Raw genomic sequence first — 21,501 nt, forward strand, 5'->3', positions numbered from 1 at the left:
AGTGGGCGTAATTCTCCAGCTGCCCCGTCGTGGTGGGAGCGAACAGGTGATCCGGGCCATCGCACGACGACACGCCCTGACACTGCTCGGCAGTTCAGGGCGTTGCGGGACTCCTTCTACCTCCGGCCCGGTCGCGGCCGGCGTGGCCCGCTATCCGGCCACGCGACTGACCGGGCGACGCATGGACGCGCGTCCGTGAGTGTTCCGGTGCCACCGCAATGCCGACACCTGCCAGGCGAGGTCAGAGAGTGTGACGTTGCAGGTGATCGAGCTGAACGAACCTCGCCGACGGACTGGCCTCGGCGACCGCCGCGCGTAACTTCTCCAGGGCGCCGGTGTCCACAGCCGGTTTCTCCAGCGGCTGGTCGAAGTCGTCCCAGTGGGTAGCCAGCACGGTGGCCGGATGATCGAGCAGTTCGAGCAGGCGGGGCACGTAGTCCGGCACCGAGCCGCCGCCGACCGGGAGCAGCACGGCGTCGGGGCGCCGCCCCGCCAGCTCTCGATCCAGGTAGTTGGACCCACCCAGGGCCAACACCGTGCGACCACCCATGGTGATCTCGTAGGCCAGCGTGCCGCCCTCCACCAGGTCGGCGATCGTGCGCGGCCTCGGTGGCGCCGCACCCAGCCGGCTGCCGGGGAACGGCACCTGCGCCCGAGGGCCGACCATCGAGTGCAGCGAGGGCACCACGTCGATGCGGTATCCGGAGTAGTCGATCCGCTCGCCGCCGCGCACCTCGTTGAGCTGCGCGGCCGGTGCGCCCAGCGCGCGCAGCATGTTGCAGTGTGATTCGTTGCCGAACACCGTTGCACCGGTCCGGGCCGCGATGTGCGGCACGTCGGGCAGGTGATCGAAATGCCCATGCGTGACGACGACGGCGTCGGCCTTGGTGACGTATCTGTCCAGCAGCGCCGTGTCAACGGTGATGGGAGTCGTCGGGTCGGACCCGGCCTGCGTGTAGGTGCCGGTGTGGAACCGGGTGAGCCAAGGGTCGACCAGTACGACGATCTCGCCGGCGGTCAACTCCCACGAATTGTTGCCGAACCACCGCAACGTGAGGCCACTCCCGGGGATCGGCGGGGCTGGTCGAGCTACCGCACCGGGTTGCGCGCAGCCGGCGACTGCCACAGCGGCGGCGGCTCCCGCGGCGCTCGCGATCAGGCCGCGCCGAGAAAGTTGAGAACGTCCTGCCACAACACTCCTAGAGGTAGTGCCGACTCTGGTCTCCGCGGATCGCAAGCGTACCGAACCGTTCGGTTCGCTACGGTATGGGGGTGCAATACTGGTCGCGATGCCACGCGATGCTTCCGACACCCGGCGCCGCATCCTGGCGGCCGCCGTCGAGGAGTTCGCCAACTTCGGCATCGCCGGTGCTCGAGTCGAGCGGATCGCCAGTCGTGCCAGCGCCAACAAGCGCGCACTCTACGAACAGTTCGGCGACAAGACCACGCTTTTCACTATCGTCCTGGCGAGTGAGCTCGAGAAGCTCGCGAATGCGGTGGAACTGCGACCCGATAATGTAGCCGAATACGTCGGAGATCTTTTCGACTATTGTGCCGGCCACCCGTGGCTCGTCCGGTTGGTGCAGTGGGAAGCCCTCTGGTTCGCTCCCCGGCAGGCACCGAACTTCGCGCAGCGCGCCTCGGGTTACGCGAAGAAGGTCGAGGCTGTGGCCGCTGCCCAGCGGGCCGGCCATATCAACGACGAGTTACCCGCTGAACGAGTACTGATGCTGCTCATCGGCCTAGCCGAATGGACGATCTACGTTCCGCAACTCGCCGAGATGATCCTGGGTGACAATCCGGCAGCAGCCGAACAGCGCGCACGGCACCGTGCCTTCCTGGTGGCCGCAGCCCACCAGTTGCTCGCTGTCGAGCGACGGTAGATCCACAGCCTCGAGCCGGTAGGGCAGCAGTCGGGCGCACTACTTCCCGAGGCGTTCGGCGAGCGTCGGTTGACCGGCGCCGTTCAGCTCGGTCGCGATTCCGGGGCGTCCGGCGATAGCCATCAGCAGCGACTCCGCGGGTCCTTCGACAGCCGGGCCGTCACCAGCGGTCCAGTCGAGGTCGGTGGCGACCAGCGTGAGCCCGCGGATTCGCTTCGATGCACCGATGGTCGGTGCGGTACGCGCAAAGTCGAGGACTACACGTAGTCGATCTGGCGGGATCTCGCGTGGAAGACCGAGCGGGCGGCGGATGTCCTGATGGTGGATGGTGGCGTCGGTGAGCGCGATCTTGCCTCCGAAGCCGGCTGTGAGTCCTCGGGGTTGCCGGCATCTCGTGACCAGTGCGAGCAGCTCGTCAACGCTGTGCTCGGTATGGGCGGCGACTCCGACGGCATTGACTCTCGCTATGACGAATCCGCCGCGGACGAAGCGGCCGACGAGCCCCCCGAGGCTGAGTTCGTCGAAGCTGAACATGTGGGCCACGACATCGCGCACGCGCCATCCATCGCAGAGCGAGGGCGCATCCCACTGATCGGGGGTGAGTGTGGCGAGGAAGTCGGCCAGGTCCGCCCGTTCCGCACGGGCAAGGCTCATTGTGTCAGTGGATGCAGCCACGGGCGGGGACGGTAACGGGCATCGGCATCCCGACAACGCCTCGTCCTCGACGCCTCTGGCTCTGCCCGGACCTGTCAGTCGGTCGGCCTTGTCATCGGCGGGCCACTTGTCCATGAACCCCGCGCTGCGATCCCATTGCTCGCGGAGCGACTTCTCGAATGTGCTCTCCATGAGACCGCCGACGCCCAAGATAGTGGCCTCGACCTCGATGTCCGTGACGCGACGGACCTTGTCGATGCCGAGGGCCTCGGCACGCAGCATGCCCTCCTGTCGGAGCTTGTCGCTCGGCTGTCCGCGGGAGTGCACACGGCCTGGTCGCCCGTTTGCATTTCGGTCGATCACGGGAGCTCGAATCGCCGGCTTTGTCTCGGGCCGGTCGGAGGACGAGTACGAGCGGTCACGCGCTGGCGGGCAGGGAGCTCGTCGGACGATCTCCTTTGGCCGACGGTGCGGGCGAGGATGGCGTCTTGCCCCCGAAGGAACTCGGGGCCTCGGCTGTCGCCGGGTGAGCAGGCCCAGACTCAGTCGCTCCGGCTTGTCGGGTTGATCAAGTGGTCGGAACGTAGCGTGTTGCAGTAGCCGCCACGCGGCACAGATCGGACGGCCAAGGGGTAGATGGCCGAGCCGGATCCCTCGTGCGGCGCGCTCGCGCTCGGCCGCTGACCGGGCCGGTCGGTCGACCCGGCAACGCGTCGAAGGGGCCTCGACCGCGGTCGCACTCGTGATCCTTGGCGCAGGTCACGCAGAAGCTGCGGAAAGTAAGAATCGGCATCAGGGGGCCACCAGGACAGATTTCGTTACATCACAGTGCTGTAAACTAGCCCGAGGTAGGCGCGATCTGGGGTCCAGCCTTGTGTATCGAATCGGTTCGATCCCGCGACGTTGCAGCGCGGAGGTTCCGCGGCGCCGGATTGTGAGGCGAATCGGATCCGATATCCGACTTGTGCCGGTGGCGGAACGCGACACCGGAGGCGCCGGTGATCAAGGGGTTCCGTGTCGACGAAGGGTTGGTCCGGATTGGCGCCACTCACTTCGTGGCCGCGCCGACCTTCGTCCACGACATGATCGCGGCCGACGGTGAGATGCCCCCAGTTGCCCGCTTTCCGCGCGATGCGGGTGGGGGAGGTCGGCCTCGCCGCGAGTGAGAAGGCCTCGTTGAGAAAGGTTAGAAGTGGCAAAAATACTTACCTACCAGACACCCGCGATGGGTCACCTGTTCCCCACGAGCGTCCTGCTGGCAGAGCTTCGCGACCGGCGTCACGACATCGCACTGCGCACCCTTGCCGCCGGCGTGGAGATCGGCCGCGAGATGGGTTTCGCCACCGAGGCCGTCGATCCCCGCATCGAGGCCACGCCGTTGGACGACTGGAAGGCCACGAACCCCAAGGCCGCCCTCCGGCGGGCATTGGACGTGTTCGCTACGCGCGCCGAGTACGAAGTGGATGACCTGCGCAACGCGATCGCCAATGTGTCACCCGACGTCGTGATCGTCGACGCGAACTGCTGGGGTGCGGCCGCGGTGGCGGAAGCCAGTGGGCTGCCCTGGGTGACGTTCTATGCCTTTCTCCCGTACCTCCGATCACGAGGGGTGCCGCCGTGGGGGCCCGGGCTGCGGCCGCGGCCCGGCATGGTCGGCCGGATCAGGGACGCGGTTGTTCGAACGAGGGTGAGCGGCGCGTTCAACAAGGCGATGCTGGGTCCGCTCAACCGCATTTGCGCGCAGGCCGGGGTGCCGCGTGCCGGTTCGGTGGATGATTTCATGCTGCGGCCACCACTGAAGCTCGTCGCCACCGCACAGCCGTTCGACTATCCGCATCCGGATTGGGATGACTCGATACAGCTGATCGGCGCGTGCGCCTTCGACCCCGCGCCGAAGGCGGTGCCGGAATGGCTCGCCGCTATCGACCGGCCGATCGTGCTGGTGTCGACGTCCTCGGAGTTCCATGGCGACACGGATATGGCGCTCCTCGCGCTCAGCGCGCTGGCCGACGAGCCCGTCCACGTCGTGGCGACATTCCCGGCCGGGGTGCCGGCCGAGATCGCAGCGCCGGCGAACGCGACCGTCTGTGAGTTCGTGCCGCACAGCGTGGTGCTGGACCGCGCGGCGTGCGCCGTTACCCATGGCGGAATGGGCACGACGCAAAAGGCCTTGGCCCGGGGCGTTCCGGTATGTGTGGTGCCGCAGGGGCGCGATCAGTTCGAGGTCGCCCGGCGCGTGGAGGTGGCGGGATGCGGCACTCGGCTGCCGGCCAAGAACCTCACTGCGACCCGCCTACGTGACAAGGTTCGGCAGGCAATGGCGATGACCGACGGAGCCCGCCGCGTCGCTGCCGGGTTTGCGGCCACCGGCGGAGCGGAGCACGGGGCCAACATGATCGAACACCGGCTGCTCGGTCTGTCGCAGCCGACGTCCTGGGACACGTGGTAGCTCGTGTTCGTAGCTGAGGGTGTCGATGGTCCTGCGATGTAGCACATCGGCCGTGGTGCGGATGTGCTTCACAGAAACACGATCATCATCGACGCAGCGAGGAGCGGCCACCGAGGGCGCGAAGCCAGTCGGCGAGGTCGGTGGCGCCATGGCGGACGGCGGCGTCTAGTGGGGTGAGCTCGTTCCATCCGACCCAGTTGAGGTCTGCGCCGCGGGACAGCAGGTATTCGGCGGTGCCGCGATGGCCGCCATGACAGGCGCCCCAGAAGGCGCCCGTGATCTCCTCCGTGGTCGGCGCCGGGTACGTGCCGAAGCAGGCTTCGACGCGGTCCAGCAGGCCGAGTGCGGCAGATTCCCAGAGCCCGCTGTGCGCCCCGCGTTCGATCAGTCGCCGGGCGGCGCTCCACTGGCCGAAAGCGGTGGCGTCAGTCAGCGGCGTGCCGTCGGCGATGACCGCACCGTCGGCATCGATCTCGGCGCCGGCATCGAGGAGGGCATCAAGGACCTCCACGTCGTCACAGCTCGCGGCCCAATGCAACGGTGTCTCGGCGTCGGGGCCGACGAAGCGGGCGTTGACGTCCGCCCCGGCATCGACGAGAGCGGCAACGGTGGCGGCGCTGCCGGGGAAGTGGCCGGGCCAGTCGGTCAGCACATGCAGCAGAGAGCGCGCCTCGCGGTCGTCGCCCAGGCGTGCGGTGGCCAGGCCGGGGTTCTCGGCGAGAAGCTTGGTCAGCGTGTCGAGGGCTCCGGTGCGGATCGCGTCGACAGCGGCGACGGCGAGCGGGTGATCAGGGCTGAGTGTCGCAGACACGGCTACTCACAATCGCTGGCGGGGATTCGGTCATCGCGATACCGGACAAGATCCAGCATGCTGTAAGGGTTTCGGAGGTGGAATCCCCAGCGCAAGCCCCCGCACTCCGCGGCATCAGACCGTGGTTGCAAGCGTGTCGGGACTGTCCACCATGGTCACCCTTGCTACTTTCCGATTCCCCTGAATCGCCACCGGAGAGATTCGCGCCCGCAGGCGGACGAGAGGAAACGGATCATGGATGGCTTTTCGCGTCGCGGATTGCTCAAGGCGACGGCGGTTGCCGGCGCCGGTGCGGTGGTCGGCGCCGGTGCGGTCGTCGCCTCGGGCATCACGGTCGTCGAGTCGCCGGGCACGAGCGATGTGAGCAGGGAGTCTGAGAGCGTGACGTGCTCACCGGCGGAGCTGACCGGCCGCATCGTCCGTCGCAACGACCCCGACTACGCCGAGGCGAGCCTGGGCTGGGACGAACTGTTCGTTCACTACCCGCTGGTCATCGTCTACGCCCAGAACACCCAGGACGTGGTGAACGCCCTGACCTGGGCGCGGCAGCATGACGTCGCGCTGCGGGTGCGCAGCGGCGGCCACAGCCTTGAAGGCTGGTCGAACGTGGACAACGGCATCGTGATCGATGTCAGCGAGCTGAAGTCGGTGCACATCGACACCCTCGCTCGAACGGTGACGGTCGGCGCCGGGCTCAACCAGCTGGAAGCGGTGACCACTCTCGCCGAGAAGAACCTTGCGGTGACGACCGGCACGGAGGGCAGTGTGGGCCTGGCCGGAGCGACGCTCGGCGGCGGCTTCGGCTTCCTCACGAGGTACCTCGGTATGGCCTGCGATGGTCTGGTCGGGGCCGAGGTCGTCGTGGCGGAAGGCGCCGCCTGCGCCGGGGTGGTCAAGGCGGGCCTGGAGCAGAATTCCGACCTGTTGTGGGCTCTGCGTGGCGCGGGAAACGGCAACTTCGGCATCGTCACATCACTCACCTACGAGGTGGCTCCGCTCCAGAGCGTCGCCTACCTGCAAGCGACGTGGGACGGCATGGGGGACCTGCACCGGGTCTTCGACACCTGGCAGCGCACGGCGCCGGTAGCCGACAACCGCTTGGGTACCCAGCTCGAGATCCACCGGAACCAGACCCTGTTGTTCGCGGTCCTCGCGGAGGGGACGAAGGCGGAGGCGGAGAAGCTGCTGGCCCCGATCCTCTCGATCGGCAACCCCGATGTCTCGGTGAAGGTCGCCAACTGGGGTGAGGTGTATTCGGGATTTCAGATCCCGACCGAGAACGAACCCGCGAACTGGAAATTCTTCTCGCAGTTCACTCAGAAACCGTTCCCGGACGAGGCGATCACCATCATCGGCTCGTTCATGCGGGACGCGCCCACCGACGACAGCAACTTCTTCACCCAGGCCTTCGGCGGAGCGGTCAGGCAGAGCCCTCGTGGCGACACGTCGTTCCCCCACCGCGACGCTCTGTTCTACTCCGAGCCGGGCGCCGGTTGGGGCACCCGCGGCGTACCGGGCAGCGGCGACGCACTGACCCCGCAGGCCCAGGCATGGATCGCCGAATTCAGCCAGGCGCTGCGGCCCTACGTGAACGGCGCCTACGTCAACGTCCCGAACGTCGGAATGCAGGACTGGGCGACCGCATATTGGGGTGCCAACTTCGACCGGCTGCGCGAGATCAAGGCGAAGTACGATCCTCGGAACGTCTTCCAGTACGAGCAGAGCATCCCGCCCGCGTTCTGAGGACCGACCGCAACTGAGACCCTTGGCGCACCGTGGACTGCTGGTTCATTCTCAGCTGCTCCCACTCCAGTCAACACGTCCGGCAGATCCGCGGTGAGTAAGTGGCGCGCGCTCGCCGGCGCGGTGTTGCTCGACCTGGCCGTGAGCCCGCTGTTCGCCTGGGACGTCTTCACCGGGTCACTGCGTCGGGACCTCGGCGTCGGCGATGCCCAGTTGGCCAGTGTCTTCTCGGTCGGCTTGGCGGCCTTCATGGTCGGGGTCCTGGTCGGCGGGCGGGTGGCCGACTTGGTCTCGCCCCGGCGGCTGGCCCTGATCACCGCCCTCGGCACAGTTCTCGGCCTGCTGGGCAGCGCCGCCGCGACATCGCTACCGATACTGATTCTTGCCTTCGGCGTCCTGCTCGGCGCCGCGACCGGGCTCGGGTATGCCACCGCCGTCCGCGTTGCCGGCACCGTGCAATCCGGACGTGGCCTGGCGCTCGGCCTCGTGGTCAGCGCCTACGCGGTCGGCACGGCAGTCCTCGCTCCGGTGGCCGCCGTCCTGCTTGTCGCGGTCGGACACAGCGGGACCTTCGTCGTGCTGGCCGCGGTGCTCGGCGGCGTCCTCATCGCCGCTGCTGCTCTCGTCCCCGGCCGTGCGCCCAGCCCGCGGCAATCGCGGCGCCGGACCCGCATCACCCGCCTGAGCAGGCCTGTCGCTGTCCTCTGGCTGGTGTTCGCACTGAGTAGCGCACCTGCTCTTGCCGCTTTCGCGCAGGCCGGGAACCTGGCCGGGACACCGAGCGCAGTGGCGCTCGCGGTGACGCTGCTCAACGTCGGCAACTTCGTCGGTCGGCTCGTCGCGGGACCCCTGTCGGACCGGGTGGGACGGTCCACAGCGCTGCACGGCAACTCCGCCCTGCTCCTTCTCGCGTGTCTCCCCTTGGCGGTGGGCGTGAGTGGCCCGATCGCGCTCGTCGCCCTGTTCCTCCTGGGGACGCAGTACGGCGCGACCTCCACGCTCATCCCGGCCGCCACCGCGGACGTGGTCCCCAGCGAACAGTTCGGGAGTACCTACGGCGTGGTCTTCACCGGATGGGGCATCGCAGGCCTCCTGGCGCCCGTCGCCGCGGCCACGTTCGCCGCTCAGATCGGCTTCGACGGCGTGTACCGGTCCTTCATCGTCATTGCCGTGCTGGCCTGGGCGTGCGTGGCGACCTACGCCAGGCTCGTCCACGGCGCCGGCGGGCAGCCTGCCGGCCCCGGGGAGGGGACGACATGACGGTCGGGACGTGCCGCTAGACCGTCGGGTCCGGGACGAGCTCGGCCAGCAGGGCGCGGACTCTGGTGTCGATGTCGTCGCGGATGGGACGGATCTCGTCGGGGCTCTTGCCTGCGGGATCTGGGAGTTGCCAGTCGAGGTAGCGCTTGCCGGGGAAGATCGGGCAGGCGTCGCCGCAGCCCATGGAGATGACGACGTCGCAGGCCTGGACGGCGTCGCTGGTGAGGAGCTTGGGCTGCTCGCGGGACAGGTCGATGCCGATCTCGGCCATGACCTGGCGAACGGCCGGGTTGATGGTGTCGGCGGGTGCCGAGCCCGCCGAGCGGACGGTGACGCTGCCGCGAGCGTGATGGTGCAACAGGGCGGCGGCCATCTGGGAGCGGCCGGCGTTGTGCACGCAGACGAACAGCACTTCGGGAGTCACGTGCGCTCCTTCCAGCGGCGGCGGGCGGCGAGGGAGACGTAGACCAGGGCGACCAGGACCGGAACCTCGATCAGCGGGCCGACGACACCGGCGAGGGCTTGTCCAGAGGTGACACCGAAGGTGGCGATCGCAACCGCGATGGCAAGTTCGAAGTTGTTGCCTGCGGCCGTGAAGGCCAGCGTGGTGGTGCGCTCGTAGCCGAGCCCCGCGAGCCTGCCGACGGCGAAGGAGCCTGTCCACATGATCGCGAAGTAGGCCAGCAGGGGGAGGGCGATCCGGGCCACGTCCAGGGGCCGGGAGGTGATCGCGTCGCCTTGCAGGGCGAAGAGGATCACGATGGTGAACAGCAGCCCATAGAGGGCAAGGGGCCCGACGCGGGGCAGGAAGCGGGACTCGTACCAGTTCCGGCCGTGAGTGCGTTCGCCGAGGCGGCGTGACAGGTAGCCGGCGACCAGTGGAACGCCGAGGAAGACCAGTACGGATCCGGCGATATGCCAAGGCGACACCGTCAGGTCTGTCTGGGGCAGCCCGAGCCAGCCGGGTAGGCCGTCGAGGTAGAACCAGCCCAGGCCGGCGAACGCGACCACTTGGAACACCGAGTTCAGCGCGACCAGTACGGCGGCGGCTTCCCGGTCGCCGCAGGCGAGGTCGTTCCAGATGATGACCATGGCGATGCAGCGGGCGAGCCCGACGATGATCAGCCCGGTGCGGTACGCGGGCAGGTCCGGCAGCAGCACCCAGGCCAGCGTGAACATGAGCGCGGGGCCGAGGATCCAGTTGAGGAGGAGCGAGATGATCAGCAGTCGGCGGTCGCCGGTGACGGTGTCGAGGCGGTCGTAGCGCACCTTCGCCAGCACCGGGTACATCATCACGAGCAGCCCGAGTGCGATCGGCAGGGACACCCCGGCGACCGAAACGGAGTCGAGTGCCGGCCCGAGTACGGGGATCTCTCGCCCGGCGAGCAGGCCGACGGCCATCGCAACCAGGATCCAGACGGGCAGGAACCGGTCCAGTATCGAGAGCTGCGCGACGACCGGCGCCGAGCTCGTCCGAACACTCACGAACCGACCGCCGACTCGCTCGGGACGAGAACGGCGGAGAGCCGGCCCAGCGCTTCAGGATGCACGCGGTAGTAGACCCACGTCCCTCGCCGCTCGCCGGAGATCAGCCCGGCCTCGCGCAGGACCTTGAGGTGGTGGCTGATCGTCGGGCCGGAGAGGTCGAACACGTCGGTCAGCTCGCACACGCACGCTTCCCCGCCGTCGTGTGAGGCGATCAGTGAGAGCAGGCGGAGCCGGACCGGGTCGCCCATCGCCTTGAACAGACGCGCCAGTTCCGTCGATTGCGCGGCCGACAAGGGCTCGCGCACCAGCGGGGAGCAGCACCCCTCCACCTCAGCCGGCTCGCCGAGCGACAGCCCCTGTTTCGACATTCTTCTACCTTGACAGTCGTCGAGATAGCGCGCAACCTCTGTCTCGACAGACGTCGAAACAAGAAGGGCCGTGGTCATGTCTCGAGTTCAGCTCGCCCTGCGGGTGTCGGACCTCGAAGGATCCATCGCGTTCTACCGGTCGCTGTTCGGTGTCGAGCCCGCCAAGCGCCGTCCCGGCTACGCCAACTTCGCGATTGCCGAGCCGCCGCTGAAGCTCGTGCTCATCGAGGGTGAGCCCGGCCAGCCGACCGTCATGGACCACCTCGGCGTGGAGGTCGAGACCACCGACGAGGTCCGCGACGCCACCGGCCGGCTGTCCGACCTGGGGCTGTTCACCCAGGTCGAGGACGACACCACCTGTTGCTACGCGTTGCAGGACAAGGTGTGGGTGCACGGCCCCGGCAAGGAGCCGTGGGAGGTCTACACCGTCAAGGCCGACGCACCCGACGCCACGTCGATCCACCCCGTGGGCGTGTCAGCGGCGGCAGCCTGCGAGTGCGGGACCCCGAGCCGGAATGATGCCCAGGGGGATCAGACCGCCGACAGCAGCGCCTGCTGCTCTCCCGCGAACACCTGACCGATCGCCGCGGTACCCGGCGTCTGATGCCTGGAACTGCTCATCAAGCCGGCCGGCCGGGCATTCGTGCGGACCACGGAATGATGGTGGTCTCGCCATATTGCGATCTCGAGAGCAGGCGGCCAGGTTTCGCCGTTCCTCGCGCGAATTGGTGATCTCCCCCTCGCAGACGACGTGAAAGGTGCCGCCGACCGTAGCTGTGGGGAAGGCTTGACGGGCATGCGCGCGGTGGTGATCGGTGGCGGTATCGGCGGGGCGACCGCAGCGCTCGCCCTTGCCGAGGTCGGTGTCGAGGTCGAAGTCCATGAAGCGGGTGCACGGCCCGTCGAGGACCGGGGATGGGTCACGCTCGGGCCCGCTGCGATGACCGGACTCGATCAGGTGGGTGTCGCCGACAGCGTGCGGGCCGTCGGCTTCCCGGTCACGAAGGTGCGCAATGTCGACATCGCTACCGGCGCGGTGTCGGGGTTTGCTCGTTCAGAACCCACGCATCGGTACACGAGTACCCACGTGTGGCGGCAGGACTTGGTATCCATCCTGCGCAACCAGTTGGAAGAGCTGGGCGTCCCCTGTCATTACGACAGCGCCGCAACCGCAGCCGATCTCGATGGGGACGTGATCGTAGGTGCGGACGGAGCCCGTTCGGCGACCCGCCGTTCACTCGGCAACCTGGTCGACCCCGCCTACACCGGCGAGATCATCCGTTATGGCCACCACCCCAGCCCGGTAGCCGGACTACCGACCGGCGTGCTGCACTTCTGGCGACACCGCACGGGTGTTGCCGGCTACGTCGGAGACGCCCGCGACGGCTCGTTCTGGTTCTCGCGCCACCAGAGTGACAGCCCGACCTCGACGATCGACCTGCCGACGATGATCGCCCCGCTCCGAGACACGCCCGTGGCCACCGCGCTCGACAGCTCTTGGGTGAGCCGCCCGATCGCGCTCTACGACCTCGACCCCACCGACGTCTGGCACCGCGGCCACACGGTTGTCATCGGCGACGCCGCCCATGCGCTGTCTCCTGCGGCCGGTCGGGGTGCAACCTCATCCATCGAGGACGCCATCATCCTGGCCAAACACCTGCGGCAGCACCAGTTCGCGGTGTATCAGGCCCTCGAGTCCTTCACCAGCAACCGCCGCCCCATCGCGCTCGCCGCCTACCGCCCCACGCCTGGACAGCGCCCAGTCGCGGCCACCGCCGAGGAACTCGACTTGAGAGCGCAGCCTTCCGGTGAACGGTCCGCAGCCGGACCGGGAGTGCCACGAACGTGAGACGCGGGTCGACGTCGGCTCGGGCCGTGTTCAGGCGTAGAGCGACACTCACACAGTCGGGTGGGCGGAGGCGGTCGGACTGTGGAACGAGTGGCTTTTCGCCAGTTCAGAGCCCGCGTCGACGCCTATCGTTCCGGGTGTGACTCGTTACAGGGCCATCGCCGCCGAGATCGCCGCGCGCGTCCGTGACGGTCATCTGGAGCCTGGCACCGAGCTTCCGACGGTCCGAGAGGCTGCCAGGATTGCGGCCACGAATCCGGCGATGATCGCACGCGCGTATCAGTATCTCGCCCAGCACGGCGTGGTCGTGCAGGACGATCGGCGCCGGTCCCGCATCGCTTCCGATGCAGTGTCGGCCGCCCACCAGCTCCTCGACGACGGACGGGCGTTCCGGCTGGCCGGGAGCGACGACCCGGCGTTGCAGATCGTGGTCGCTCACCTCGACCCACAGATCCACATCGTCGGCACTCGGGGTAGCTTCCCGGCTCTGCGTGCCTTGGCCCGCGGTGAGGCCGATGGGGCAGCGATCCATCTCCGCCATCGAAGCGGCGCTTACAACACCCCGTTCGCTCGCTCGCTGCTGCGCGGCCGGTGCCCGCACGTGCTGCACCTGTGGCGCCGCGAGCAGGGCCTGATCGTGCCGCCGGGAAACCCGCTGGCCATCACCACCCCCGCGGACCTGCACGGGCGACGGGTCGCCCGCCGCGAACTCGGTGCGGGTACCCGGGTGCTGCTCGACCAGCTCCTGCACGATGCCGGTGCCGTACCCGACCCGACGCCCGCCGAGTTCCGCTCCCACCTGGAGATCGCTCTGGCCGTCGCGACCGGGGTGGCCGATGTCGGCCTGGGCGTGCGCGCGGTGGCGACCGCCCTCGACCTCGACTTCGTCTCCCTCACCTGGGAGAACTATGACGTGATCCTGGCTGAGGCGGCACTCGGCGCGGCCCATCCCCTTGTTGCCGCGCTGGGTGAGCACACCATCCGCAGCGCGATCACGGATCTGGGCGGATACGATCTCACCACTGCGGGGACGATCGAGCAGCTCGATGCGCCCGTCACCGTCCACGCTTCGCCCGGATCGACGTCGGCGGTGCTCTAGCGGATCCGCCGGCCGGTCTCGGCGCACGAGTACCCGCCGAGTTTCTCCACCTCGTTGTGGAAGTCGGTCTGCCTCAGCAGGGCCCACAGTGGCGCGAGCACCTCGTCGTCCAGCCCGGTGGCGCGCAGGACGAGGTCGTAGGGCTCGCGGGCAACCGGGATGAAATCCAGTCCGAACGCCCGAGCGGCGGCCTGGATGCCCAGGCCGGTGTCGGCGCGGCCTGCGGCAACAGCGGCGGCCACGCCGAGGTGGGTGTGTTCCTCGCGTGTGTAGCCGCTGATGGTGGACGGGTCGGCGCCCAGCTTGCCCAGTTCGTGGTCGAGCAGCACTCGGGTGCCTGCGCCGCGCTGACGGTTGACGTAGCGCAGGTCGGGACGGGTGAGGTCGGCGACGCCCGTGAGGCCCAGCGGGTTGCCGGGGGCGACCAGGAGGCCCTGGTCGCGGTGCACGAGGCGGACCACGGCCAGCTCGGCGTCCGGGCCGAAGATCCGGTCCAGGTAGGGCAGCGTGTATTCGCCGGTGGCCGGGTCGAGCAGGTGCGATCCGGCCAGGTGGCACAGCCCGTCGCGGAGCGCGACCAGCCCGCCGAGCGACCCGACGTTCGACGATGCCAGGGTGATCAGCGGGTCGGCCGCGCGCAGTGCCGACGCGGCGACGTCGAGGACCAGGTCGTGAGAGCCGATCGCGACGATTGTGCGCTCGACGTCGGCGAGCCCGCGCAACAGCTCGACCCGGACCTGCTCGCCGGCGTGGTGACCCTCCAGCCCTGCCGGCACAACCAGCAGACCGTCCGCGCGGACCAGCGAGGTCAGCACACCGGCCGCACGCGGCAGAGGTGTCGCGACGACATCGCCGCCGACACGGCCGAGCCGAACCCGCACCCAGTCGTCGGAGCCGATGGCAGAGGCCAGCTTGCGGGCCAGCCGGGCGGTGGTCGCCGGGCGCTCGCGCGGGGAGGCACCCTCGATCGCGGCCAGCATCGGCGCGGCGAAGATCTCGAACGTCAGTGCGGCCGAGACCGGATAGCCGGGGGCGCCGAGGATCGGGGTGGCCGGGTTGCCGGCGACCGTGCCCAGCACGACCGGGTGGCCGGGCCGCACCGCGACGCCGTGAACGGCGAGGGAACCGGCGGCCGCTACCACCCGTGCGGTGTAGTCGTCGCGTCCGGCGCTCGACCCGGCGATCAGGATCACCAGGTCCGCGTCTGCGGCGGCCTCCCGGACCGCAGCCGTGATCAGGTCGGGGTCGTCGACGACGATGTCGGTGGTTCGGGCATCGCAGCCGACCTCGGCGGCCTGCGCGGCCAGCATCATCGAGTTGGTGTCGGCTATCTCGCCGGGGGCCAACTCAGTGCCGACGGGGCGGATCTCGTCGCCGGTCGGGATGATCACTACTCGGGGCTTTCGGCGCACCATCAGCTCGACAACGCCGGCCGCGGCGCAAGCCGCGATGTCGACCGGGCGCAGCCGGTGGCCCTCTGGCAGTAGCAGCTCGGTGGCGCTGATGTCCTCGCCGATCGTGCGGACGTGCTGGTAGGGCGGCACGGCGGCCCGCAGCTCGGCGCGCCCGTCCGGAGTGTGGTGCACGTGCTCGCGCATCACGACGGCGTCGTATCCGGGCGGCAGCGGGTCGCCGGTGTCAACCATCGCGAAGTCGTCCAGCAGCAGCGGCGTGCTCTCGGTGGCGCCGACCGTCTCAGCGGCCCGCACGGCGATGCCGTCCATGGCCGCGGAGTCGAACGCCGGCGACGACCGCCTGGCCCACACCGACTCCGCGGTGACTCGCCCGACCGCCTCCCTGACCGGCAGTACCACCGCGTCGACCCGGGGCGGGCAGCCTGCGGCGGCGGACTCCTCGCTCCACACCCACCGGGCCTGGTCGGCGGGGATGTCGGACACGAATGGGCTCGTCATCGGTACAGGATGACCTCCACCTCAGTGCCACCGTCGAGGCCGGTTGCCGGCTCCGGGACGACCAGGTAGCCGTCCGCCCGGGCCAGTACGGACAGCAGAGCGGAGGGCCCGAACAGCGGCTCCGCGACGCCGTCTCGCAAGGCGATCTGCACGACGTCCAACCGGCCGGTCGCCGAAGCGAGGTCGCGACTCAGCCGGGCACGCACGGACGGCTGCGGCGGCGGTCGCTCGGCGCCCGCCAGCCGCCACACCAGCGGCACCCCGACCAGCTGGAACACCACGAGCGCGGACAGGGGGTTGCCGGGCAGCCCGATCAGTGGCACACCCGCACACTCGGCCAGCAACGTCGGCTTGCCCGGCTTGATGGCGAGCCCGTGGCACCAGATCTCGCCCAGCGCGGCCACCGCCCCCGCCGTCTCGTCGCGAGCGCCGACCGACGACCCGGCCGAGACGACCACCATGTCGGCGTCGCGGAGCGCAGACCGCAGCGTCGACTCCAGGGCGTCCCGATCGTCCAGCACGATTCCGGCCACCACCGGCTCCCCGCCGGCCTCGCGCACCAGCCCGGCGAGCGCTGACGCGGTGGCATCGCGGACCTGACCGGCCGCGAGCACGGCCGTCTCCGGCGGCACCACCTCGTCGCCGGTCGACACGATCGCGACCCGCGGGCGGGCGTGCACCGCCACAGTTGTCACGCCGGCCGCGGCCAGGAACCCGAGTTGCGGGGCGCGCAGCGGCTGGCCCGCGCTCACCAGCACGTCGCCTGCTGCGGCGTCCTCGTCGGCCCGGACCAACCCGGATCCCGGAGCGACCGGACGGGTCACCTCGATGGTCCCGGGCATGGTCTCCGCCGTGTACTCGACCATGACCACCGCGTCCGCCCCGTCCGGCAACACCGCGCCGGTCGGGATCGCCACGCACTTGCCGTGCGACACGACGACAGTGGGCGCGGCGCCCATCCGCACCGCTCCAGCCAGGTCGAGGTAGGAGGGCAGGCCCTCGGACGCACCGTAGGAGTCGGCGGCACGGATCGCGTAGCCGTCCACGGTGGAGCGAGCGAATCCCGGCATCGCCGAGGGCGCGCGTATGTCTGCGGCCGGCACCCGATGCAGCGCCTCGGCGAGCCCGACATCCTCGACGGCGGTGCGCCGGGCCGGGCGGAACCCGGCCAGCGCCTCGCCGACCGTCCGGGCAGTGAAGAACTCGCGGCTCACCGGTCCGGCTGATCCTCCGCGCCTTCGGGCCGGGGCTGCGGTCGGGCCGCGGCCCCGCCCTTGTTCAGTCCCAGGACACTCACCACGGGTCCGAGCGCGACCTGACCGAGCCCGCAGATGGAGGTCTTGCGCATGGCCTCCTCCAGCCGAAGGATGTGCGCCCGCTGGTCGTCGTCCAGTTCCGAGCCCGCCTCGACGACGTCGCGCAGGATCGCGTGCGCCTTGGTGGAGCCCACCCGGCACGGCACGCACTTCCCGCACGACTCGTTACGGAAGAACCGCAGCACGTTCGTCGACGCGGCGAGCATGTCGGAGCCCTCGGCGAGTACGACCATGGCGCCCGAGCCGAGCATCGTGCCGTGCTCCACCGCGGTGCCGAAGTCCAGCGGCATGTCCAGCTTGTCCGGGCCGATGAAGTTCGATGAGGCACCGCCCGGCTGCACCGCCCCGACCTGCCGGCCGCCGGTGACGCCGCCGGCCAGCTCGATCAGGTTGCGCACGGTGGTGCCCATCGGCACGCAGTAGACGTCGGGCTTCTCGACGTGGCCGGACACGGCGAAGAACTTCCAGCCCACCGAGTCGCCGGCGCCCTGGTCCTTCCACCACTGCGCCCCGCGCTGCACGATCACCGGCACGTCGGCGAACGTCTCCACCGAGTTGATGAGCGTGGGCCGGCCGTGGAGGCCGTAGTTGCCGGGGAACGGTGGCTTGTTCCGCGGCTCCCCGCGGTGGCCCTCCATGCACTCCAGCAGCGCTGTCTCCTCGCCGAGGATGTAGCCACCCGGCGAGACGAAGACGTCGACGTTCAGCCGTCGCCCGCTGCCGCACGCGTCGGGCCCGATCACGCCCGCGGCCCGTAGCGCGTCGATCTCCTCGCGGAGCACGTGCTCCTCGGGTCCGTACTCGTGCCGGATGAAGACCCAGCCCTCCTCGGCGCCGACCACGACCATGCCGAGCAGCAGGCCCTCCAGCACGAGGTGCGGCTGCTGGGCGAGGATCTGACGGTCCTTGAAAGTGCCGGGCTCGGACTCGTCGGCGTTCACGATGGCGTACTTCGTGGTGCCCGGCTCGGCGTCCCGGACCAAACTCCACTTCTGGCCGGTGGGGAAGCCCGCTCCACCCATCCCGCGCAGGCCGGAGTCCTTCAGCGTGGCGACGATGTCGTCGGCGTCCAGCTCGCCTGCGAGCAGTGCGCGCAGCGTGGTGTACCGCTCGGGGACCCCGGAGCCCGCAGGGTAGGGATCGTTCGGCCAGGGCTCGAGGCGGGTGGCCGCGGGCGCATCGCCCACACCCCCGTCGCGGGCCGCCCCGACGAGGTCGTCCGTGTCGGCCACCGGGGCGGGGCGCTCGTTCACCGCCACCGCCGGCGCGATGTCGCAGCGGCCGAGGCAGGACACCTCGACGATCTCGACATCGTCGTCCTCGCCGTAGCGCTCGCGCAGCTCTGCGATCCGCGCCTCGCCGTCGCGCAGCCAGCACGGCAGGTCGTGGCAGACGTGCAGCGCAACCTTCGTCGGCGGCTCCGTGCGGAAGTGCGGATAGAACGAGATCAGACCCTCGATCTCGTACCGCGGCCGGCGGGCTTCGCGGGCGAGCTCCTCCAGCTCCTCGCGCGGGAGCCAGCCGAGCCGGGCCTGGATCGCGTTGAGCGCCGGGATGAGCGACGGGCCGGGGAACTTCCCGGCACGCGCCTCCACCCCGGGCACACGGCGCGCCCGCACGTCGGCCATGCGGTCGGACAGCTCGGTCATGCACGAACTCCTGCAATCGATGTGGTCTCCGCATGCGCTGCACCGAGGGCCTCGACCTGCACCGCGCAGAACTTGAACTCAGGGATCTTGCCGACCGGGTCGACCTCGTCGATCGTCAGGAGGTTGGCCGCCGCCTCGCGGAAGTGGAACGGGATGAAGCAGTTGCCGAGCTGCTCCCGGTGCGAGATGCGGACCAGCAGCTCGATCGTGCCGCGCCGCGATCGCACGCGGACCATCTCCCCATGGGCGACCCCGCGATCGGCGGCGTCCTTCGGGTGCATGTAGACCTCGGCGACCGGCGAGATCGCGTCGAGGGCGTACGAGCGCCGGGTCATCGAGCCGGTGTGCCAGTGCTCGAGCAACCGGCCGGTGTTGAGCACCAGTGGGTAATCGGCGTCGGGCAGCTCCCGGGGCGGCAGCCACTGCGCGGGCACGAGGTGGGCGAGCCCGTCGTCGGTGTTGAACTTCTCGTCGAACATGACGATGGTGCCGTCGCTGTGCTCCGGGTCGTCGTTCGGGTAGAGCTTCCCGGACAGCCCCAGGTTGCCGTACGAGAGGTTCTTGTACGAGGGCATGAGCTCGACCATCTCGTCGAAGACCTCGCTCGGGCTCTCGTAGGTCCAGTTCAGCCCGATCCGGCGCGCGATGTCCTGCACGATCTCCCAGTCGGGCCGTGCCTGGCCGGGAGGGTCCATCACCTTGCGGCCGAGCTGCACCCGGCGGTCGGTGTTGGTGTACGTGCCGTTCTTCTCCAGGTAGGAGCTCGCGGGCAGGATCACGTCGGCGAACTCGGCGGTCTCGGTGAGGAAGATGTCCTGGACCACGAGGAAGTCCAGGGCCGACAACGCCTTGCGGACCTTGTTGATGTTGGGGTCGGACAGGAACGGGTTCTCCCCGAGCATGTACATCCCGCGCACGCCACCCGGCTGCAGCACCGACTTGATGATCTCGGTGACCGTCAGGCCGCGGTTGGGATCGAGGGTGGTGCCCCACGCCTCCTCGAAGTGCCGACGCGTGGCGTCGATGTCGACGCCCTGGTAGTCGGGGTAGAACATCGGGATCAGCCCCGCGTCGGACGCGCCCTGCACGTTGTTCTGCCCGCGCAGCGGGTGCAGCCCCGTGCCCGGACGCCCGACGTTGCCGGTGATCGAGCACAGCGCGATCAGGCAGCGGGCGTTGTCGGTGCCGGTGGTGTGCTGGGAGATCCCCATCCCCCAGTAGACGACGCCTGCCCCGGCCTCGCCCCAGAGCCTCGCGACCTCGCGGATCGTGTCGGCGTCCACACCGGTGATCTGCGCGGCGCGCTCCGGTGGGTAGTCGGCGACGGTGCGCGCGAGCTCGTCGTAGTTGGACGTGCGGCTCGCGATGAACTCGCGGTCGATCATCCCGAGGCGGATCACCTCGTGCATGATCGAGTTGTAGAACGCGACATCGGTGCCGGGCTTGAGCTGCACGAAGATGTCGGCGTGCTCCGCCACGGTGGACGCGCGCGGGTCGATGTAGATGATCTTCGTGCCGCGCCGGCGGGCCTGCTTGAAGAACGAGCTGGCCACCGGGTGGTTCGCCGTGGGGTTGGAGCCGGTGATGATCACGACGTCGGCGTTGGCGACATCGCCGTAGGTGGTGGACACCGCACCTGAGCCGACGCCCTCGAACAGCGCGGCCACCGAGGAGGCGTGGCAGAGCCGGGTGCAGTGGTCGATGTTGTTGGTGCCGAAGCCGGTGCGGATGAGCTTCTGGAAGAGGTAGGCCTCCTCGTTGGAGCACTTCGCCGAACCGAACCCGGCGATCGCGCCCGGGCCGCCTTCGGCGTGGATCTCCCTGAGGCGCCGGGCGATCAGGTCGAGCGCCTCCTCCCAGGTTGCCTCCCGGAAGTACGGCATGACCTCGTCGTAGTCGACCAGTCCGCCGGGCTTGTGCTTGCCGCCGCGCTTGTCGCCCGGCTTGCGCCCGCCGCCGCTGCGGTTGCCTCCGCTGCCCCCGCGGCCCCGGTCGTTGTCGCTGTCGCCTCGGACGTCGGCCGAGAGCGGGCCCTTCGGGTAGGCCGTGTCGATGCGGATCAACGGAGTGGTCAGCCGCTGCGGGGAGGCCGAGTAGTCCCAGCCGTAGCGGCCCTTGACGCAGAGCCGGCTCTGCGAGCCGGGCTGGTCGCGGCCCTCGGCGAAGGAGATCGCCCCACGCTCGCGGTCGACGTAGTAGGTCAGCGCGCAGCCGACACCGCAGTACGGGCAGACGCTGTCGACAGCGTCCAGCTCCTCGCGCGGGCGGATCGGGATCCCGCGGATGGGCTTGTTGGTCAGGGCTCCCGTGGGGCAGGCCTGCACGCACTCGCCGCAGGTGACACACGAACTGGCGCCCATCGGGTCGTTCAGGTCGAACGCGATCCGGGTCGAGTAGCCCTTGCCGGAGCGGCCGATGACGTCGTTGCCCTGGATGTCGTCGCAGGCCCGCACGCAGCGGTCGCACAGGATGCAGGCGTCGTGGTTGACGTCGATGACCGGGTTGGACGAGTCGGTGCCCCGGCCCGAGCCACAGGGCAGTTCGGTGGTCTCCCGGGCCACCCCGAAGCCGTCAGCCAGGTCGAGCAGCAGATTGTCGCGGGTCGTGGTGTCCTTCGGGTCCTCGGCGCGCGGCGGCTGGTCGGCCATCAGCAGCTCGGTCAGGGTGGCGCGGCTGCGCTCCAGCTCCGGGGTGGAGGTCTTGACCTCCATGTTGTCCTCGCACGGGCGCACACACGCGGCGGCGAACACCCGCCCGCCGGTGTCGACCACGCACATCCGGCACACCCCGACCGGGTCGTAGCGCTCGTCGTGGCACAGCACCGGGATGTCCACACCGACCTGTTTGGCGGCGTCGTAGATGGAGGTGCCCTCGGGAACGGTGACCGAGTGCCCATCGATCTCGGCGGTGACCGTCCGCACGGCGGTCGGCGGATCCTGCACGGATGTCATCTCGACTCCCAACCGGTAGTGCATACCGCATACAACATAGTCACCCTGTGCCCGGTTTGGCGATTCTC

The 21,501-nt window shown here is 69.4% G+C and carries 17 protein-coding genes; 7 read left to right on the forward strand and 10 right to left on the reverse strand.

Translation table 11 applies throughout. The annotated features are described in order from the left end of the window. Window positions 1-241 precede the first annotated feature (241 nt). Entirely contained in the window at window positions 242-1,192 is a 951-nt protein-coding gene (locus MMF94_RS33450; protein ID WP_277398875.1) for an MBL fold metallo-hydrolase, read from the reverse strand. Window positions 1,193-1,289: 97 nt separating this feature from the next. On the opposite strand from MMF94_RS33450, the gene MMF94_RS33455 reads away from it, so the two are divergent. After that, window positions 1,290-1,883: a TetR/AcrR family transcriptional regulator gene (locus MMF94_RS33455; protein ID WP_241041442.1), complete on the forward strand. Its 594-nt coding sequence runs from the start codon at window positions 1,290-1,292 to the stop codon at window positions 1,881-1,883. 39 nt (window positions 1,884-1,922) lie between these two features. Here MMF94_RS33455 and MMF94_RS33460 read toward each other — a convergent pair whose 3' ends face one another. Then, window positions 1,923-2,819, reverse strand: coding sequence for a maleylpyruvate isomerase family mycothiol-dependent enzyme (locus MMF94_RS33460; RefSeq protein WP_338104389.1), 897 nt, complete (start codon window positions 2,817-2,819; stop codon window positions 1,923-1,925). 943 nt (window positions 2,820-3,762) lie between these two features. Here MMF94_RS33460 and MMF94_RS33465 point away from each other — a divergent pair. Next, window positions 3,763-4,986 (forward strand): glycosyltransferase, encoded by a 1,224-nt coding sequence (locus MMF94_RS33465; protein WP_241041443.1) that lies wholly within the window; start codon window positions 3,763-3,765, stop codon window positions 4,984-4,986. A gap of 85 nt (window positions 4,987-5,071) precedes the next feature. On the opposite strand, the gene MMF94_RS33470 is transcribed toward MMF94_RS33465, so the two are convergent. After that, window positions 5,072-5,797, reverse strand: a complete 726-nt coding sequence (locus tag MMF94_RS33470; protein ID WP_241041444.1) for an ankyrin repeat domain-containing protein — start codon at window positions 5,795-5,797, stop codon at window positions 5,072-5,074. Between the two features lie 234 nt (window positions 5,798-6,031). On the opposite strand from MMF94_RS33470, the gene MMF94_RS33475 reads away from it, so the two are divergent. Beyond that, on the forward strand, window positions 6,032-7,540 hold the full coding sequence (locus tag MMF94_RS33475; protein WP_241041445.1) for an FAD-binding oxidoreductase: 1,509 nt from the start codon (window positions 6,032-6,034) through the stop codon (window positions 7,538-7,540). Window positions 7,541-7,633: 93 nt separating this feature from the next. After that, window positions 7,634-8,800, forward strand: a complete 1,167-nt coding sequence (locus MMF94_RS33480; protein WP_241041446.1) for an MFS transporter — start codon at window positions 7,634-7,636, stop codon at window positions 8,798-8,800. A 16-nt stretch (window positions 8,801-8,816) separates the two neighbouring features. Here MMF94_RS33480 and MMF94_RS33485 read toward each other — a convergent pair whose 3' ends face one another. The 3 genes from MMF94_RS33485 to MMF94_RS33495 are packed head-to-tail and all read right to left on the reverse strand — an operon-like array spanning window position 8,817 to window position 10,656. Beyond that, window positions 8,817-9,173, reverse strand: coding sequence for an arsenate reductase ArsC (locus tag MMF94_RS33485; protein ID WP_241041504.1), 357 nt, complete (start codon window positions 9,171-9,173; stop codon window positions 8,817-8,819). A 47-nt stretch (window positions 9,174-9,220) separates the two neighbouring features. Then, complete coding sequence (gene arsB, locus MMF94_RS33490) at window positions 9,221-10,285, reverse strand: ACR3 family arsenite efflux transporter (RefSeq protein ID WP_241041447.1); 1,065 nt, start codon at window positions 10,283-10,285, stop codon at window positions 9,221-9,223. Beyond that, window positions 10,282-10,656, reverse strand: a complete 375-nt coding sequence (locus tag MMF94_RS33495) for an ArsR/SmtB family transcription factor (RefSeq protein ID WP_241041505.1) — start codon at window positions 10,654-10,656, stop codon at window positions 10,282-10,284. Before MMF94_RS33495 ends, arsB begins: the two co-directional genes overlap by 4 nt. Window positions 10,657-10,732: 76 nt before the next feature. On the opposite strand from MMF94_RS33495, the gene MMF94_RS33500 reads away from it, so the two are divergent. From MMF94_RS33500 to MMF94_RS33510, 3 genes are all read left to right on the forward strand, one after another. Then, window positions 10,733-11,233 (forward strand): ArsI/CadI family heavy metal resistance metalloenzyme, encoded by a 501-nt coding sequence (locus tag MMF94_RS33500; RefSeq protein ID WP_241041448.1) that lies wholly within the window; start codon window positions 10,733-10,735, stop codon window positions 11,231-11,233. A gap of 219 nt (window positions 11,234-11,452) precedes the next feature. Then, window positions 11,453-12,505 carry an FAD-dependent oxidoreductase gene (locus MMF94_RS33505; RefSeq protein WP_241041449.1) on the forward strand — a complete coding sequence of 351 codons (1,053 nt, stop codon included), beginning with the start codon at window positions 11,453-11,455 and terminating at the stop codon, window positions 12,503-12,505. Window positions 12,506-12,644: 139 nt separating this feature from the next. Beyond that, a complete protein-coding gene (locus MMF94_RS33510; protein ID WP_241041450.1) occupies window positions 12,645-13,604 on the forward strand; it encodes a substrate-binding domain-containing protein in 960 nt (319 codons plus the stop codon). On the opposite strand, the gene MMF94_RS33515 is transcribed toward MMF94_RS33510, so the two are convergent. The 4 genes from MMF94_RS33515 to fdhF are packed head-to-tail and all read right to left on the reverse strand — an operon-like array spanning window position 13,601 to window position 21,433. Continuing rightward, the gene (locus MMF94_RS33515) at window positions 13,601-15,517 is read right to left on the reverse strand and encodes a molybdopterin biosynthesis protein (protein ID WP_241041451.1); all 1,917 of its coding nucleotides are present in this window, start codon (window positions 15,515-15,517) and stop codon (window positions 13,601-13,603) included. The genes MMF94_RS33510 and MMF94_RS33515 overlap by 4 nt on opposite strands. Continuing rightward, window positions 15,514-16,731 carry a molybdopterin molybdotransferase MoeA gene (locus MMF94_RS33520; protein ID WP_241041452.1) on the reverse strand — a complete coding sequence of 406 codons (1,218 nt, stop codon included), beginning with the start codon at window positions 16,729-16,731 and terminating at the stop codon, window positions 15,514-15,516. Before MMF94_RS33520 ends, MMF94_RS33515 begins: the two co-directional genes overlap by 4 nt. Beyond that, window positions 16,728-18,482, reverse strand: coding sequence for an NAD(P)H-dependent oxidoreductase subunit E (locus MMF94_RS33525; protein ID WP_241041453.1), 1,755 nt, complete (start codon window positions 18,480-18,482; stop codon window positions 16,728-16,730). The genes MMF94_RS33520 and MMF94_RS33525 overlap by 4 nt, the downstream gene beginning before the upstream one ends. Continuing rightward, window positions 18,479-21,433 carry a formate dehydrogenase subunit alpha gene (gene fdhF, locus MMF94_RS33530; RefSeq protein WP_241041454.1) on the reverse strand — a complete coding sequence of 985 codons (2,955 nt, stop codon included), beginning with the start codon at window positions 21,431-21,433 and terminating at the stop codon, window positions 18,479-18,481. Before fdhF ends, MMF94_RS33525 begins: the two co-directional genes overlap by 4 nt. Window positions 21,434-21,501 lie beyond the last annotated feature (68 nt).

Source organism: Pseudonocardia alaniniphila, from assembly GCF_022524485.1.
GTDB lineage: Bacteria > Actinomycetota > Actinomycetes > Mycobacteriales > Pseudonocardiaceae > Pseudonocardia > Pseudonocardia alaniniphila.